This window comes from Micromonospora sp. NPDC047756 (genome assembly GCF_055587245.1).
The window spans coordinates 246,685-262,343 of record NZ_JBVJGQ010000008.1; the positions used below are offsets into that span (position 1 = coordinate 246,685).

Consider the following 15,659-nt stretch of genomic DNA (forward strand, 5'->3'; position numbering starts at 1 on the left):
GCTTCGCCGCCGCACTCCTCGCGCTCACCGAACCGGTCCTCCGTCAGCGACTGCGGGGCAACGCTTCGCCGCGTTCATCGTGCCGGCCGGAGGGTTTCGGCGGCGGCGATCGCGGCCAGCACGGCCGCCGCCTTGTTCCGCGTCTCCTGGTCCTCGGCGGCCGGGTCCGAGTCGGCGACCACCCCCGCCCCGGCCTGGACGTAGGCGCGGCCGTCACGGATGAGCGCGGTCCGGATGGCGATCGCCATGTCCAGGTCGCCGCCGAAGCCGAAGTAGCCGACGGTGCCGCCGTAGAGGCCACGACGGACCGGCTCCAACTCCTCGATGATCTCCATGGCGCGCACCTTGGGCGCCCCGGAGAGCGTGCCGGCCGGGAAGGTCGCGGCCAACGCGTCGAAGGCGCTCTGGTCGTCACGCAGCGTGCCGGTGACGGTGGAGACGATGTGCATGACGTGGCTGTAGCGCTCGATGGTGGCGAACTCGGGCACCTCCACGCTGCCGGGCTGACAGACCCGACCCAGGTCGTTGCGGCCGAGGTCGACCAGCATCACGTGCTCGGCTCGTTCCTTCGGGTCGGCCAGCAGCTCGGCGGCGAGGGCGGCGTCGGCGGCGGGGGTGCCGCCCCGCGGCCGGGTGCCGGCGATCGGGTGCAACAACGCCCGGCGTCGCCCGTCCGGGGCCCCGGTGACCTTCAGGTGCGCCTCCGGGGACGAGCCGACGATGTCGAACCCGTCGAAGCGCAGCAGGTACATGTACGGGCTGGGGTTGCTGGTGCGCAACACCCGGTAGACGTCCAGCGGGTCGGCGTGGGTCGTCCGCTCGAAGCGCTGGGAGAGCACGATCTGGAAGCACTCACCGGCCCTGATCGCCTCCTTGGCCGCCTCCACCGCCTTCGGGTAGCCGCCGTCGGGCGTCCGACAGAGCACCTCACCGGCCGGCGGACGCTCCACCGTGGAGATCATCGGCGGGATGGGCCGGGACAGCGCCGTGGTCATCGCATCCAACCGGCCGACCGCGTGGTGGTAGGCAGCGGCGACCTGCGCGGCGCGGTCCGGGGCGTCCAGCGGCGGCAGTACCGCGTTGGCGACCAGGATCGCGGAGCCGTCGTAGTGGTCGAGCACCACCAGGTCGGTCGCGAGCATCATGCCCAGCTCCGGGACGCCCAGGTCGTCCTCGGTCAGCTCGGGCAACCGCTCGAAGCGCCGGATCAGGTCGTAGCCGAGGTAGCCGACCATGCCCCCGGTCAGCGGTGGCAGACCGTCGGACGGGTCCCCGACCGGGCCGGCCAGCGCCGCCACCGTTTCCCGCAGCATCCGCACCGGGTCACCCTCGGTGCTCAGCCCGGCCGGCGGTTGGCCGAGCCAGGTCGCCACGCCGTCGCGCGCGATCAGGGTCGCGCTGCTGCGTACGCCGATGAACGAGTACCGCGACCAGGCCATGCCGGCCGAGCCGACGCCCTGCTCGGCCGATTCCAGCAGGAACGTGCCCGGCCCCCCGGCCAACTTCCGGTAGACCCCGACCGGGGTCTCCGCGTCGGCCAGCAGCCGCCGGGTGACCGGCACCACCCGCCAGTCGGCGGCCAGCTCGGAGAAGGTGGCCAGGTCGGGGCTGACGGTGCCGTCGGTCATGGCAGTGCCTCCGGAGTAGAGACGGGCAGCTCGGTGAAGAAGCAGGTCCGGTGGCCGGTGTGGCAGGCCGCGCCGACCTGGTCCACGCTCACCAGCAGCGCGTCTCCGTCGCAGTCCAGGGCGACCGACCGTACGTACTGGTGGTGCCCGGAGGTGGCGCCCTTGACCCAGTATTCGCGGCGGCTGCGCGACCAGTAGGTGGCTCGGCCGGTGGTGAGGGTGCGGTGCAACGCCTCGTCGTCCATCCAGGCGACCATCAGCACCTCACCGGAATCGTGCGCGCGCACCACGGCGGCGACCAGACCGTCGGCGCTGCGACGCAACTGGGCCGCGATGGCCGGGTCGAGCCGGGACGGGCGCGCCGTCGCGGGTGCGGCCAGCTCGTTCGGATCGCTGGGAACGCCGGTCACCGGCGGGTCAGGTACGGGCACAGTCACGAATTCTCCCGCACGCGGCGCGGGCACCGCCGACCGCTCCCGCCCCGGCTGCGGCGCGGGCCCCGACAGCCAGGGCTGCGACGAGGGCGACAACGGCCGGGGCTGTGCCGAGAGCCCGGACTGCGACGAGGGCCCGGACGGCCGGGCCAGCTGGGCGACGTAGCGGTCCAGCCGGCCGTCGACCAGGGCGGCGGCCAGGTCCGCGCCGGCCGTGTCGGCGATCTCCTCGGCGTACGGCCGGATCAACGGCAGCGTGCCGGCGACCAGCCGTACGGCGGCGGCCCAGAGCTGCCCGGTCGCGCCCGGGCGCAGCCCGAGGCAGAGCATCATGTCCGTCCGGTAGCCGGGTGGCGCCACCGGCAGTTCCAGGGCCGCAGCGAAGGCTGCCCGGCGGGAGTGGACCCGCACGGACGGGTTGGCCGGCCGCAGCACCGAGGGGCAGAGCCGTGCCAGGTCGGCGACGGCGAGCCGCACCCCGAGCCGGTCGCTGGCCACGCGGGCGGCGGCAGCCTTACCCAGCGTGGCGATCATCTCTTCCAGTCGGGGTGGCTCGGCGGGCTGGCAGAGCACCGGCAGGTCGATCCGGGGCCGCCAGTGCGGATCGGCCCAGAGCAGCCGCGCCGGCGCGGTGACCGGCAGCCCGAACGCCCAGTCGGCCGGTTCGCCCAGTCGGTGCACCCAGGACCGGATGTCGCGGGCAGCCACCGAGACGTGGGTGACCTGACCTGCGGACTCGTCCAGGTAGGCCCGGCGGGCCGCGTACGGGGCGCCGCCGACCAGCACGTCGAGGTCGACGTCGCTGTGCGCGGTGGCGGCGTGGCGGGCGTGGCTGCCGCGCAACAGGATGCCGACCACCGGCCGTTCGGCGGCCTGCCGCAACCGCGCGGCCCAATCCTCGAGAAAACCGCTGTTCGGTAACGGAGCGTGACCCACCGCGCCATCGTGCCGTACGTCCGATCGGCGCGCAATGCCCGTTGCCGGACTTCCTGTCCGGTCCGGAGCCTACTGCCCGTTCTCGCGCTCCGCGCGACGACGGTCGGCCGCACACCGGCGCGGGCGTTGCGCCCGGCGCGGTATTTCATCTAGCGTTGAGTTCAACAGGTGATGAGTTTCTCTGGAGGTGCGTGATGGACGATGCGATAGCCGTCCGAGACCTGGTCGTGGACCGGGGTGGGCGGCGGGTGCTGGACGGCATCAGCTGCCGGGTCCCGCGCGGCGCGGTCACCGGGCTGCTCGGCCCCAGCGGCAGTGGCAAGACCACGTTCATGCGCGCGGTGGTCGGGGTGCAGCTGGTCGGTGGCGGGACGGTCACCGTGCTCGGCCAGCCGGCGGGCACCCCCGCGCTGCGGCACCGGGTGGGCTACCTGACCCAGGCGCCCAGCGTCTACGCCGACCTGACCGTCCGGGAGAACGCCCGCTACTTCGCGGCCCTGTACGGGCGCGGGCGGGTCGAGGCCGACCGGGCGATCAGCGACGTCGGGCTGGCCGGGGCCGCCGGTCAACTGGTCGGCACCCTGTCCGGTGGTCAACGCAGCCGAGCCTCACTGGCGTGCGCCCTGGTCGGGGAGCCGGAGCTGGTCATCCTCGACGAGCCGACCGTCGGCCAGGACCCGGTGCTGCGGGCCGATCTGTGGGCCCGGTTCCACGCGATGGCCGCCGCCGGCACCACCCTGCTGGTGTCCAGCCACGTGATGGACGAGGCGGCACGCTGCGACCAACTGTTGCTGATCCGCCAGGGCCGGTTGATCGCCGACGACAGCCCCGCCGCGATCCGCGCCGCCGCCGGTGTGGACGACCTCGACGAGGCGTTCCTGCGGCTCATCCGAGCCGGCGAGGCCGCCTCCACCAGCACCGACGCGACAGTCGCACGGGAGACAGCATGAACGCGCGCATTCTCGCCGCCACCACCGGGCGCATCCTCCGTCAGCTCCGGCACGACCGGCGGACCATCGCGCTGCTCGTGGTGGTGCCGGCCGTCCTGCTCACCCTGGTCTACTTCATGTACGCCGACCAAGCGACCCCGCCCGGCCAACCCACCACGTTCGACCGGATCGCGCTGGTGATGCTCGGCATCTTCCCCTTCGTGATCATGTTTCTGGTGACCAGCATCGCCATGTTGCGGGAACGCACCTCGGGCACGCTGGAGCGGCTGCTCACCACGCCGCTGGGCAAGCTCGATCTGCTCTTCGGGTACGGCATCGCGTTCGGGCTGGCCGCTGCCGTGCAGGCCGCCGTCGCCGCCGCGGTGGCGTACTGGATCTTCGATCTGGAGACCGCCGGCAGCATCGGGCTGGTGCTCGGGATCGCCGTGCTCGACGCCGTGCTCGGCGTCGCCCTCGGGCTGCTGTGCAGTGCCTTCGCGCGCACCGAGTTCCAGGCAGTACAGTTCCTGCCAGTCGTGGTGGTCCCCCAACTGCTGCTCTGCGGGCTGTTCGTGGCCCGTGACCAGATGGCCGGCTGGCTCCAGGCGCTCAGCGACGCCTTCCCCCTGTCGTACGCCATCGAGGCGTTGCAGGAGGTCGGCGCCCACGCCGAACCGACCGGCCGGATGTGGCGCGACGTCGCCGTGGTTCTCGGCGCGGTGGTGCTGGCGCTGGTGCTCGCGGCGGCCACCCTGCGCCGACGCAGCGGCTGACCGCCAGCGCCGGGGGGCGGCGGCCGGCGAGGCAGCCGACCCCGGCGTGGCCGGGCCCGCCCCACGACGCGGCGAGGCGGACGAACGAAGGGCGGCGATGACGCGGCGGACCGGCCGGCGACCCGGCAACCCGGGCACCCGGGAGGCGATTCTCGACGCGGCGCGGACGGCGTTCGCCGACCGTGGTTACGACGCCGCCTCGATCCGTGGCATCGCCGGCACGGCGCAGGTCGACCCGGCGCTCGTGCACCACTACTTCGGCAGCAAGGACCAGCTCTTCCTTGCCGCGATGAACTTTCCGGTCGACCCCGCTCAACTGGTGCCGAGGGTGCTCGCCGGCGACCGGGACGGCGTCGGTGAGCGGATGGTGCGCATCTTCCTCGGCGTCTGGGACTCCCCGGCCGGCAGCGCCGCACAGGCGCTGCTGCGCTCCGCGGTGAGCAACGAGTGGACCGCTCGACTGCTGCGCGAGTTCGTCACCACCCAGGTGCTGCGCCGGGTGCTGGAGAACCTCGACGTCGACCCGGTCGAGCTACCGCTGCGAGGCTCCCTGGTGGCCACCCAGATGATCGGCCTGGCCATGATGCGACACGTGGTGCGCCTAGAGCCGGTCGCCTCCGCCGACCCGGAAACCCTGGTGGCCGCGATCGGCCCCACGATCCAGCGCTACCTCACCGGCCCCCTACCAACCTGACCCGCCCCAACCCCGCCCCGCCCGCCCCGCCCCGCTCCGCCCCGCCCCGCCCGGCCGACGCCCCCGCCTCGCCCGTCCCGCCCACCCCCGCGATCTTGCACTTTCTGTCCCGACGAAAGGGGCAGATAACGCGTAACGGCAACCCAAACTGCAAGATCGGCGCGGGCGGGCGGGCGCGGCGGGGCGCGCGGGGCGCGGGGCGCGGCGCGAGGGGCGGGGCGCGGCGCGCGCGGGGCGCGGGGCGAGGGGCGGGGTGCGGCGCGCGCGGGGCGCGGGGCGCGGGGCGAGGGGCGGGGTGCGGCGCGGCGGGCGGTTAGTGCGGGGGGCGGGCGTCGGCAGGTAGTCGCAGGGGTGGGAGCAGCCGCGGCAGGTCGGCCGGGTCGGTCACCGGGCCCGGGAAGGCCAGCCGGACCCGACGCCGCGCGCCGGGTCGACCGAGGGCCACCACCAGGCCGTAGCGGTCGATGCGCACCACCCGGGGCGGCCCGTCCGGGGTGTGCTCGGTCAACCCGAGCTGCTGGCGTAGGTACTCCGTCACCCGGGCGCCGTGGCAGTCGGCGAGGTCGGCCAGCAGCCGGGCCTCGACCGGGTGCACCGGGTCCGGTTCGGCCTCGGCGTACTCCACCGGGTCGATCCGGCGCACGACGCCGGCCCGCTCCCAGCGGACCTCGACCACCTCGAAGCGGAACAGCCGGAACCGGGTGCCCAGGTCGAGCAGGTCACCGGTCGGCTCGACCGCGGCGAACTCGTCAGCCGCGTGGCGGGCCTCGTCGCCGCCCAGCTCGGCCGCCCAGCCGGACACCCAGGCGCGACCCAGGCCGGGCGCGCCGGCGGCGGGCGGCAGGTCGAGCACGTCGAGTACGACAGCGACGTCGCTGCCCCCGGCGGCCGGTTGCAGGGCGGCGGCCAGGTGGCTGGCCACCGGCACCAGCAGCAGCACCCGCCCGTCCGAGTCGGTGGCGTGCCGGGCGTGGTGCGGGCCGGGCCGGTGGGCCAGGTGCACGAGGCCGGGCAGGCGGCCGGCGACGAGGGTACGGACGATCTCGGCGGAGTTGGGCCGCATGGGCGCGACCTCCTTCAAAGGTTAGGCTTACCTAACCCGGAGCCTAGAGCACCGGCCCGCCCGCGTCCACCGCACCGCCGCACCTCACCGGGTCTGCTCCAGCCAGGAGGCGTAGAGCAGGCCGTACACCGAGTCGGCGTCGCGCACCAGCTCGTCGTGCGGGCCGCGCTGCACCACCCGGCCCCGGTCCACCACGATCACCTCGTCGGCGGCCTGTGCGGTGGAGAGCCGGTGCGCGATGGCCAGCGTGGTCCGACCCCGGGTGACAGCGTCCAGGGTGCGTTGCAACCGCACCTCGGTCGCCGGGTCCACCGCGCTGGTCGCCTCGTCGAGCACCAGCAGGTCCGGGTCGGCCACGTACGCGCGGGCCAACGCGACGAGCTGCCGCTCCCCGACGCTGAGCGCCTCGCCGCGCTCGCCGACCGGGGTGTCCAGGCCCGCCGGCAGACCCTCCAGCCAGTCCGACAGGCCCAGCTCGGTGAAGGCGACGGTCAACTGCTCGTCGGTCAACTCCGGACGGGCGAACCGGACATTGTTCCCCACCGTCGCGTCGAAGAGGAACCCGTCCTGCGGCACCATCACCACCCGGGAGCGCAGCGAGCCGAACCGGACGTCGGTCAGCGGCACCCCGGACAGCAGCACCGCCCCGGCCGACGGGTCCATCAGCCGGGTCAGCAACTTGGCGAAGGTGGTCTTGCCGCTGCCGGTCTCACCGACCACCGCCACCCGACTCTTCGCCGCGATCTCCAGGTCGATGTCGTGCAGCACCGGCGGACCACCCGGGTAGGCGAACCGCACACCGGCGAACCGGATGTCCAGCGGCCCGCCCGGCAGCTCCCGCCCCTGCTCCCCCGGGTCGGCCACGTCGGGGGCGACGTCCAGCACGTCCAGCACCCGACGCCAGCCGGCGATCGCGTTCTGCGCCTCGTTGAGCACCTCGGTGGCGATCTGCACCGGCTGGATGAAGAGCGTCACCAGGAAGAGGAACGCCGTCAGCTGGCCGATCGACAGCGTGCCGTCCACCCCCAACAGCACGCCGAGCACCACCACACCGGCCAGCGCCAACCCTGCCGCCAACTCCCCGACCGAGCTGCCCACGATGCTGATCCGGATCGCCCGCTGCTGGGCCAGGCGCTGCTTGTCGATCGCCTCGTCCAGCCGCCGCTCGGTGCGCCCGGCGATCCCGTACGCCCGGATAACCGGCGCGCCCACCACGCTCTCACCGATCGCGCCGAGCAGCGTCCCGGTGCGTTGACGCACCGTCGCGTACGCGCCGCCGAGGCGGCGCTGCAGCTGCCGGATGACGAACACCGCCGGCAGGAACGCGGCCAGCACCACAAGTGTCAACTGCCAGGAGTACGCCAGCATGACGGCCGTGGTGACCACCAGCTGACCGAGGTTGACCAGCAGGATCACCCCGCCCCACTGGAGGAACTGGGTGATCTGGTCGACGTCGCTGGTGACCCGCGAGACCAGCGAACCGCGCCGCTCCGACTGCTGGTGCAGCATCGACAGGTCGTGCACGTGGCGGAACGCGCGCGTCCGGACGTTGGCCAGCGCCGTCTCGCTGACGGTGAACAGCCGGCGCATCATCAGGTAGCCGCAGATCGTGGTGATCGTCAGGATCGCCGCGGTGACGGCCACCACCGTCCACACCACGTTCAGATTCAAACCACCGACCAGGCCCCGGTCGATGCCCTGCTGCACGGCGACCGGCACGGCGACCCGACCCACCATGTAAACCAACGCCAGGGCCAACGTGCCGGCCAGACCGATCCGTAGCTCCGGGGAGAGCGCCAGGCCCCGACGCAGCGTCTGCCAGGTCGTCTCCTCCCGTGCCTCCGGCTCGTCCTTGTTCAGCGTCGACGTCGTCACCGGGCACGCCTTTCGTTCGCGACTGCGGGGCTCCGCTCCGCTGCACTCCTCGCGCTCACCGGTCCACCTCGATCTCCAGGCCCGACGGCAGCGGCGCCACGTCGTCGCCGTAGGAACTCTCCTGTGCCCGCTCCACCTCGGCCTGCTCGTAGGCGGTGACCAGGTCGACGTAGCCGGGCACGGTGGCCAACAACTCGCTGTGGGTGCCGCGGGCGACCACCCGTCCCTGCTCCACGTAGATGACCTCGTCGGCGAGCGCGATGGTGGCCCGGCGGTACGCCACCACCAGGATCGACGCGGCGGGAACACCCGCCTGCGTGGTCGAGGAGCGCAGCCCCGCCAGGATGGCCGCCTCCACCCGAGGGTCGACAGCGCTCGTCGCGTCGTCCAGCACCAGCAGGCGCGGTCGACCGGCCAGCGCGCGGGCCAGGGTGAGCCGCTGCCGCTGACCGCCGGAGAGCGAGGTGCCCCGCTCGCCGACCATGGTGTCCAGACCGTCGGGCAGCGCGGCGACGAAACCGTCCGCCTCGGCCAGCCGCAGCGCCGCCCAGACCACCTCGTCGTCCACACCGGGCCGATCGAGGGCGATGTTGGCGCGGACCGTGTCGTCGAAGATGAAGGGCACCTGGGCGACCAGGGCCACGGTGCCGGCCAACGACACGGAGGTCAGCTCGCGCACGTCCACACCGTCCAGGCTCACAGTGCCGGAGTCCGGGTCGACGAGACGCACCGCCAGCGAGGCGATGGTGGACTTGCCGGCCCCGGTGGGCCCCACCAGGGCCACCGTCCGACCGGACGGCACCGTGAAGCCGACCTCGCCGAGGACCTGCGCGCCGGGCGGGTGCGCCTCGGCCGGCGGGTAGGAGTAGTGCACGTCGGTGAAGGTGAGGGTGGCCGGGCCGGCGGCGTCCGGGTCGAGCACCCGCTGCCCGTACGGCATCTCGCCGGTGGCGTCGAGCACCCGGCGCACCCGGTCCCAGCCGGCGACGCTGCGCGGCAGCTCGGCCAGCACCCAACCGATCGCCCGCACCGGGAAGGCCAGCACGGTGAAGAGGAAGGCCACACTGACCAGCTCGGTCACGCTGATCGCGCCCTGGCGCAACCGGAACGCGCCGACCACCAGTACGGCCAGGGTGCCGAGGCTGGGCAGTGTCTCCAGCAGCGGGTCGAAGATGCCGCGCAGCCGGCCGACCGCGATCAGCGAGTCGCGCAGCTCTCCGGCGCGGCCCGCGAACCGGGCGGTCTCCTGGGCCTCGCGGCCCATCGTCTTGACCACCAGGGCGCCGTCGAAGCTCTCGTGGGCGATGCCGCTGACCTCGGCTCGTAGGCGCTGCGCCCGGGCCTGCCGGGGCGCCATCCGGCGGGAGTAGACGACGTTGAGCGCGAACAGGGCGGGGAAGACCGCGAGCCCGACCAGGGCGAGCGCCCAGTCGGTGGCGAAGAGCGACACGATCGCCCCGACCAGCATCACCAACGTGCCGACGGCGAACGGCAGCGGCGCGATCGGGTACCAGGCCGCCTCCACGTCGGAGTTGGCGTTGGACAGCAGGGTGCCGGTGGAGTTGCGGTGGTGCCAGGACAGCGGCAGTTCCAGGTACCGACGGGTCACCCTGCGGCGGTAGGAGGCCTGAAGGCGGTACTGCATGTAGCCGGCGCCGAGCCGGCGGCCGAAGATGCCCGCCACCCGCAGCACACTGATCCCGAACAACGCGGCCGCGGCCAGCGCCAGGGTGCCGGCGCCCACCTCGCCGCGCTCGATGGCCGGCAGCGCCACCTCACCGATGACCGACCCGACGACCCGGGCGCTGACGATGATCATCCCGCCGAAGAGCACGCTGCCGACGACCGCCACCGAAAAGATCCGCGGCTGCTCACGGATCGCCTGCCGCAGGACCCCCAGCCCTCGACTGAGAACGTCCCGACTTGTCTTGCTCGCCACGCTCTCCCCCGCCGTAAGCCGCAATTATCTCCCTCATCCTTACCGGTCGGAGCCAGTGCCGCCGACCCTGACCGGATATGTCGACCATCACGTACCGGACGGCGGCGTGCTCCCGGTGCCGACCGGCGTCCGCCGCCGCGCGCCGAGCGGCCACCGGGCCTACGATCGGGCCATGCCGCGGTACGCCCGAGCCGAGCGCGAGGCGCTGGCCGATCTTCTGCTGGCCCTCGGGCCGGACGCCCCTACTGTCAACGAGGGCTGGGCGACCCGCGACCTCGCCGCGCATCTGGTGCTGCGGGAGCGTCGTCCGGACGCGGCGGGTGGGATCCTGCTGCCGCCGCTGCGCGGCTATTCCGAGCGGGTCCGTCGCCGACTCGCCGCACGGCCCTACCCCGAGCTGGTGGCACAGGTGCGCCGACCGCCGCTGTGGAGCCCGATCAGCAACCCGCTGACCGACGAGCTGGCCAACACGATGGAGTTCTTCATCCATCACGAGGACGTCCGGCGAGCCGGCTCCGGGTGGCAGCCGCGCGAGCTGGCCACCGGCCTGCAGAGCGCCCTCTGGAAACGCGCGGCCCCGATGGCTCGGCTGGCGCTGCGGCGTTTCTCGGCGGACCTCTACGTGCAGGCGCCCGGCCACGGAGAGGTCTCCCTCGGTCGCGGTGGTGAGCCACTGCGCCTGGTCGGGCCCCCGGCCGAGCTGGTGCTGTTCTTCTCCGGCCGGCAACGGGTGGCCCGGGTCCAACTGAACGGCTCGGCGGAGACGGCTCAACGGTTGCGGACCGCCGACCTGGGGATGTGACTGGCTGTACGTAAACGGTCACCGAACGGCTGTGGAATTTCCCACACCCAGCGAAACATGCAGATACCTCCTCCCGTACGCTTCACCGCGCCGCTCCGCGCCGGGCGGCACGGAGTGGGGGCTCACTGTGCGGGACTTCGCGATTTCGGCGCTGCGGGAACCCCCGTTTCCCACGGGACGCCACGAGGCCACCGACCAGGTAGCAGGCGAGAGCATCGACTGGGCGCGGACGTTCGGGCTGGTCGATTCCAGCCAGCGCGTGCACCGCCTGGAACGGGCTGACGCCGCCGGCCTGGCCGGTCGCGCCTGCCTGGACGGCTCGGCGGAGGGCCTGCGGCTGCTCACTGACCTGATCAGCTGGCTCTTCGTCATGGATGACGCCTGCGACGAGGACGGCCTCGGCGCCGACCCGGTCCGGTTGGGCCCGGCGATCAGCACACTGCTCGACGTGCTGGACCGGTGCGGTGACCCGTACGTCGCACCGCCCGCCGTCGGGCCACTGGGCGACGCGCTGCACGACCTCTGCCGCCGGACCCGACTGCACGATCACGCCGGGCTGTTGCTGCGGTTCGTCAGCCAGATGCGCGAGTACCTGTTGGCGCTGCTCTGGGAGGCGGGCAACCGGGAGCGTCGGCGCGTACCCGAGGTGGCGGAGTACGTGCAGCTGCGCCGGCACATCGGGGGCGTTCATCCCTGCCTCACCCTGACCGACCTGGCGTCGACGCGGCCCTCCGGGCCGACCCAGCGCGCCAACCCGGGGTTGGTTGCCCTGGATCTGCTGGCGGTGGACCTGGTCTGCTGGTGCAACGACCTCTTCTCCTACGGCAAGGAGAGCCAGGCCGACCCGGACGCGCACAACCTCGTCACGGTGCTCGCCCAGGACGGCGACGCGGACGAGGTGACCGCGCTCCGGAGTGCGGCACACCGGTTCAACCAGGGTCTGGCGACGTACCTGGACGCGGAGGAGGCGCTGCGGACCACCGCCGACGACGGGATCCGCGACGCCCTGGCCGCTCGGCGCAACTGGGTCCGGGCCACCTACGACTGGTCGGTGATGGCCGCCCGGTACGCCTGATCGGCCGTACCGGTTGGTGAGACGGGCCGGCCGGACGATCACCAGGGCTAGCCGATGCACGGTGACAGGCAATACTGTTCGGTAACCATTATGACGTGACGACCGTCACGCCACCACCCCCGAAGGCGGCTACAGCGATGGCTCTCGATGTACCGTACCGCTCCATCCCGGACATGTTCCTCAAGCGCGTGGCGGCCACCCCCGACCGGCACGCGTTCGCGTCCCCGAACTCCGACGACTCGGGGCCGGCCTGGCTGACCTGGGCTCAGGTCGGTCAGCGCGCCAAGGCGGTCGCCGCCGGCCTGCACGGTCTGGGCGTCGGCCAGGAGGACCCGGTCGCGATCCTCGCCAACACCCGGCTGGAGTGGGTGATCGCCGACCTCGGCATCATGTGCGCCGGCGGCGCGACCACCACCGTCTACCCGACCACGGAGCCGGCCGACGCGACGTACATCATCGCCGACTCCGGGTCGAAGGTGCTGTTCGCGGAGAACCCGGCCCAGGCGGCGAAGATCGCCGGGGCGACCCTGCCCGCGCTCACCCACGTGGTGCTTCTCGACGGCGCGGTCGACCCGGAGGCCCCTGTCGCGCAGTTGACGCTCGCCGACCTGGAGGAGCGCGGCACCCAGGCGCTGGCCGCCGAGCCGGAGCTGATCGACATGCTGGTGGCCGGCATCGGCCCGGACCACCTGGCCACCCTGATCTACACCTCCGGCACCACCGGCCAGCCCAAGGGCGTCGAGCTGCTGCACGGCGGCTGGTGCTGGGAGGCGGTCGCGCAGGCGGAGGTCGGGCTGCTGCGCGACGACGACCTGCAGTACCTGTGGCTGCCGCTGGCCCACTCGTTCGGCAAGACCCTGCTCTGCGGCGCCATCCACGTCGGCCTGCCCACCTACGTCGACGGGCGGGTGGACAAGCTGGTCGAGCTGCTCTCGGTGATCCGCCCGACGCTGATGTGCGGCGCTCCCCGGGTGTTCGAGAAGGTCTACAACAAGGCGGTGACCACCGCGCAGGGCGCCGGCGGCGCGAAGGCGAAGATCTTCGGCTGGGCCGTCGGCGTCGGCAAGGAGAAGGTCACCCTGGAGCAGGCCGGCAAGCCCGTGCCGGCCGGGTTGAAGGTGCGCTACGGGCTGGCCGAGAAGCTGGTGTTCAGCAAGCTCCAGGCTCGTCTGGGCGGCCGGATGCGGGTGCTGGTGTCCGGTGCCGCGCCGCTCAGCCCGGAGATCGCCACCTTCTTCGCCGCCGCGAACCTGCCGATCTCCGAGGGCTACGGCCTGACCGAGACGAGCGCGGGCAATTTCGTCAACCCGCCGGACGGTCTGCGGATCGGCACGGTGGGGCGGGCGATGGGCGACCTGGAGTGCCGGATCGACACCGACGGGGAGATCCTGGTGCGGGGTCGGCCGGTGATGCGGGGCTACCACAACCTGCCGGAGGAGACCGCCGCCTCGTTCACCGAGGACGGCTTCTTCCGTACCGGTGACATCGGCACCCTGGACGAGCAGGGCTACCTCCGCATCACCGACCGCAAGAAGGACCTGGTCAAGACCTCGGGCGGCAAGTACATCGCGCCGTCGCACATCGAGGGCATGTTCAAGGCCATCTGCCCGTACACCTCGCAGGCGGTCGTGGTCGGTCAGGCCCGCAACTTCTGCACGATGCTCGTCACCCTGGACCCGGACGCCATCCGGGGCTGGGTCGCCGGCGGCCCACTGGAGGGGCGCAGCTACACCGACATCGTCGCGTCGGCTGAGGCCCAGACGATGGTCGAGGAGTACGTCGCCCAGCTCAACTCCAAGCTCAACCGCTGGGAGACCATCAAGAAGGTGGCCATCCTGCCGCGCGACCTGACGATCGAGGACGGCGAGATCACCCCGTCGCTGAAGATCAAGCGGCGTGGGGTGGAGAGCAACTTCGCCGCCGAGATCGACCGGATGTACGCCGGCACCCTCGCCGAGCTCTGACGCGTCGCCGGTGGCCCCGTACCCGCTCGGGTGCGGGGCCACCGGCGTTCGGGGCAGCGACGTTCAGGCGATGACGGCCGGCTCGCGCCACCGCTGGCGGCCGGCCCGGTCCAGGTCGTAGCGGATCGCCGCGAGACGCCCGACGGCCTCCACGAGGTCCGCGGCGGGCAGCGTGAAGGGCAGCCGCAGGAAGCGCTCCAGGGTGCCGTCCAGGCCGAACCGGGGGCCGGGAGCCAGCCGTACGCCGACCTCGTCCGCGGCCCGGGCCAGCGCGCTCGAGACCGGTCCGTCCAACTCGGCCCAGAGCGTCACGCCACCGCGCGGCACGGTGACCCGCCACTCCGGCAGTTGGTGCGTCAGCGCGCCGAGCAGGGCGTCGCGCTGGACGGCCAACTGGACGCGGCGGTCGGCGACGATGGCCTCGGCGTGGACGAGCAGGTGCACCGCGACCAGTTGGTCCAGCACCGGGCTGGCCATGTCGACCCCGACCCGCACGGCGGCCAGCCGCTGCACCTGCGGCGCGGACGCGCGCACCCAGCCGATCCGCAGGCCACCCCAGTAGGGCTTGCTCATCCCGCCGATGCTGATCACCCGGCTGTGCCGGTCGTAGGTGGCGACCGGGGGTGGCACCTCGGTGCCGTCCATCGACAGGTCCACGAAGGACTCGTCGATGATCAGATCGGTGCCGACGGCGTGCGCGGCGGCCACCACCCGCTCGCGCAGCGCGGCGGGCATCAGGTGCCCCGTCGGGTTCTGGAACTCGGGGATCAGGTAGGCCAGTTTGGGTCGGGTCTGGCGGAGACTGCCCAGCAGCAGGTCGGGCTCCCAGCCCGCGTCGGCGGCCAGCCCGTGGGTGCTGATCCGGGCCCGACGACCGGCCAGGGCGGCCAGGGCGTTGGGGTAGGTCGGGGACTCGACCAGCACGGTGCCGCCCGGGGCCAGGGCGAGCCGCAGCACCAGATCCAGCGCGTGCTGGGTGCCACTGGTGACCATGATCTGGTCGGGCGAGGTGGGCAGGCCCCGGGCGGTGTACCCGTCGGCCACCGCCTCGCGCAGCTCGATGATGCCGGTCGGGTGGTAACCGGCCCCGTTCAGGTAGCGGGGCAGGTCCTCGGCGGCGGCCCGTGCGGCCGAGAGCAGTTGCGGCGGCGCGGCCAGCGCGGCGACGCCGAGGTCGAGCATCTCCCGGTCGTCCAGTGGGGTCCACAGGCCGGTGCTGGCCACCCGGTGGTTGCCGGGCAGCATCGTCCAACTGCCGGCACCCCGCCGGCTGGCCAGGTGCCCGGTCTCGCGTAGCTGCCGGTAGGCGGCGGTGACCGTGGTCCGGCTGATCCGCAGCGCCTCGGCCAGCTCCCGTTCGGCCGGGAGGCGGACGCCCAGCGGCAGCCGGCCGTCGGCCAGCAGCCCGCGCACCGAGCCGGCCAGCGCGGCGTAGTCGGGGCTGCGGCGGCGGCCCGGCAGGGCATGCCACTGCCCGAGCAGACGGGCCAATTGGACGCCTCGCACCTGCCCGTTCATAGCCACTCCTCGAATATTGGCTTCTTCCT

Annotated in this window: 12 protein-coding genes and 1 pseudogene; 6 read left to right on the forward strand and 7 right to left on the reverse strand. The window is 73.0% G+C overall.

Annotated elements, in window-relative coordinates; all coding sequences use genetic code 11:
* Nucleotides 1–74: 74 nt before the first annotated feature.
* The 3 genes and pseudogenes from ACZ6NZ_RS26765 to ACZ6NZ_RS26775 all read right to left on the reverse strand — a co-directional run.
* The gene (locus tag ACZ6NZ_RS26765) at nt 75–1,628 is read right to left on the reverse strand and encodes an anthranilate synthase component I (RefSeq protein WP_366613273.1); all 1,554 of its coding nucleotides are present in this window, start codon (nt 1,626–1,628) and stop codon (nt 75–77) included.
* Nucleotides 1,625–2,059 carry a phosphoribosyl-AMP cyclohydrolase gene (gene hisI / locus ACZ6NZ_RS26770; protein ID WP_465860906.1) on the reverse strand — a complete coding sequence of 145 codons (435 nt, stop codon included), beginning with the start codon at nt 2,057–2,059 and terminating at the stop codon, nt 1,625–1,627. Before hisI ends, ACZ6NZ_RS26765 begins: the two co-directional genes overlap by 4 nt.
* 306 nt (nt 2,060–2,365) lie before the next feature.
* A pseudogene (locus tag ACZ6NZ_RS26775) lies at nt 2,366–2,596 on the reverse strand (phosphoribosyl-AMP cyclohydrolase); the annotation flags it as partial.
* Nucleotides 2,597–3,192: 596 nt separating this feature from the next.
* Here ACZ6NZ_RS26775 and ACZ6NZ_RS26780 point away from each other — a divergent pair.
* From ACZ6NZ_RS26780 to ACZ6NZ_RS26790, 3 genes are all read left to right on the forward strand, one after another.
* Complete coding sequence (locus ACZ6NZ_RS26780) at nt 3,193–3,948, forward strand: ABC transporter ATP-binding protein (protein ID WP_465860807.1); 756 nt, start codon at nt 3,193–3,195, stop codon at nt 3,946–3,948.
* Complete coding sequence (locus ACZ6NZ_RS26785; protein WP_465860808.1) at nt 3,945–4,700, forward strand: ABC transporter permease; 756 nt, start codon at nt 3,945–3,947, stop codon at nt 4,698–4,700. The genes ACZ6NZ_RS26780 and ACZ6NZ_RS26785 overlap by 4 nt, the downstream gene beginning before the upstream one ends.
* 97 nt (nt 4,701–4,797) lie before the next feature.
* Nucleotides 4,798–5,394: a TetR/AcrR family transcriptional regulator gene (locus tag ACZ6NZ_RS26790; protein WP_465860809.1), complete on the forward strand. Its 597-nt coding sequence runs from the start codon at nt 4,798–4,800 to the stop codon at nt 5,392–5,394.
* Nucleotides 5,395–5,707: 313 nt separating this feature from the next.
* Here ACZ6NZ_RS26790 and ACZ6NZ_RS26795 read toward each other — a convergent pair whose 3' ends face one another.
* From ACZ6NZ_RS26795 to ACZ6NZ_RS26805, 3 genes are all read right to left on the reverse strand, one after another.
* A complete protein-coding gene (locus ACZ6NZ_RS26795; RefSeq protein WP_465860810.1) occupies nt 5,708–6,457 on the reverse strand; it encodes a DUF2470 domain-containing protein in 750 nt (249 codons plus the stop codon).
* 84 nt (nt 6,458–6,541) lie between these two features.
* A complete protein-coding gene (locus ACZ6NZ_RS26800; RefSeq protein WP_465860811.1) occupies nt 6,542–8,332 on the reverse strand; it encodes an ABC transporter ATP-binding protein in 1,791 nt (596 codons plus the stop codon).
* 55 nt (nt 8,333–8,387) lie between these two features.
* On the reverse strand, nt 8,388–10,271 hold the full coding sequence (locus ACZ6NZ_RS26805) for an ABC transporter ATP-binding protein (protein WP_366608741.1): 1,884 nt from the start codon (nt 10,269–10,271) through the stop codon (nt 8,388–8,390).
* Between the two features lie 172 nt (nt 10,272–10,443).
* Between ACZ6NZ_RS26805 and ACZ6NZ_RS26810 the strand changes: the two genes are divergently transcribed.
* The 3 genes from ACZ6NZ_RS26810 to ACZ6NZ_RS26820 all read left to right on the forward strand — a co-directional run bounded on the left by ACZ6NZ_RS26810 (nt 10,444) and on the right by ACZ6NZ_RS26820 (nt 14,112).
* A complete protein-coding gene (locus ACZ6NZ_RS26810) occupies nt 10,444–11,073 on the forward strand; it encodes a TIGR03085 family metal-binding protein (protein WP_465860812.1) in 630 nt (209 codons plus the stop codon).
* A gap of 127 nt (nt 11,074–11,200) precedes the next feature.
* The gene (locus tag ACZ6NZ_RS26815) at nt 11,201–12,148 is read left to right on the forward strand and encodes a terpene synthase family protein (protein ID WP_366608743.1); all 948 of its coding nucleotides are present in this window, start codon (nt 11,201–11,203) and stop codon (nt 12,146–12,148) included.
* Nucleotides 12,149–12,285: 137 nt separating this feature from the next.
* A complete protein-coding gene (locus ACZ6NZ_RS26820) occupies nt 12,286–14,112 on the forward strand; it encodes an AMP-dependent synthetase/ligase (protein WP_465860813.1) in 1,827 nt (608 codons plus the stop codon).
* A gap of 63 nt (nt 14,113–14,175) precedes the next feature.
* Here the strand turns inward: ACZ6NZ_RS26820 and yczR are convergent, their stop codons facing one another.
* Nucleotides 14,176–15,630: a MocR-like transcription factor YczR gene (gene yczR, locus ACZ6NZ_RS26825; RefSeq protein WP_465860814.1), complete on the reverse strand. Its 1,455-nt coding sequence runs from the start codon at nt 15,628–15,630 to the stop codon at nt 14,176–14,178.
* Nucleotides 15,631–15,659: the final 29 nt, after the last annotated feature.

Coding starts and splice junctions, on each gene's coding strand:
- ACZ6NZ_RS26790 (WP_465860809.1), top strand. CDS start 4,798: ATGACGCGGCGGACCGGCCGGCGACCCGGCAACCCGGGCACCCGGGAG.
- ACZ6NZ_RS26780 (WP_465860807.1), top strand. CDS start 3,193: ATGGACGATGCGATAGCCGTCCGAGACCTGGTCGTGGACCGGGGTGGG.
- yczR (WP_465860814.1), bottom strand. CDS start 15,630: ATGAACGGGCAGGTGCGAGGCGTCCAATTGGCCCGTCTGCTCGGGCAG.
- ACZ6NZ_RS26785 (WP_465860808.1), top strand. CDS start 3,945: ATGAACGCGCGCATTCTCGCCGCCACCACCGGGCGCATCCTCCGTCAG.
- ACZ6NZ_RS26795 (WP_465860810.1), bottom strand. CDS start 6,457: ATGCGGCCCAACTCCGCCGAGATCGTCCGTACCCTCGTCGCCGGCCGC.
- ACZ6NZ_RS26820 (WP_465860813.1), top strand. CDS start 12,286: ATGGCTCTCGATGTACCGTACCGCTCCATCCCGGACATGTTCCTCAAG.
- ACZ6NZ_RS26765 (WP_366613273.1), bottom strand. CDS start 1,628: ATGACCGACGGCACCGTCAGCCCCGACCTGGCCACCTTCTCCGAGCTG.
- ACZ6NZ_RS26810 (WP_465860812.1), top strand. CDS start 10,444: ATGCCGCGGTACGCCCGAGCCGAGCGCGAGGCGCTGGCCGATCTTCTG.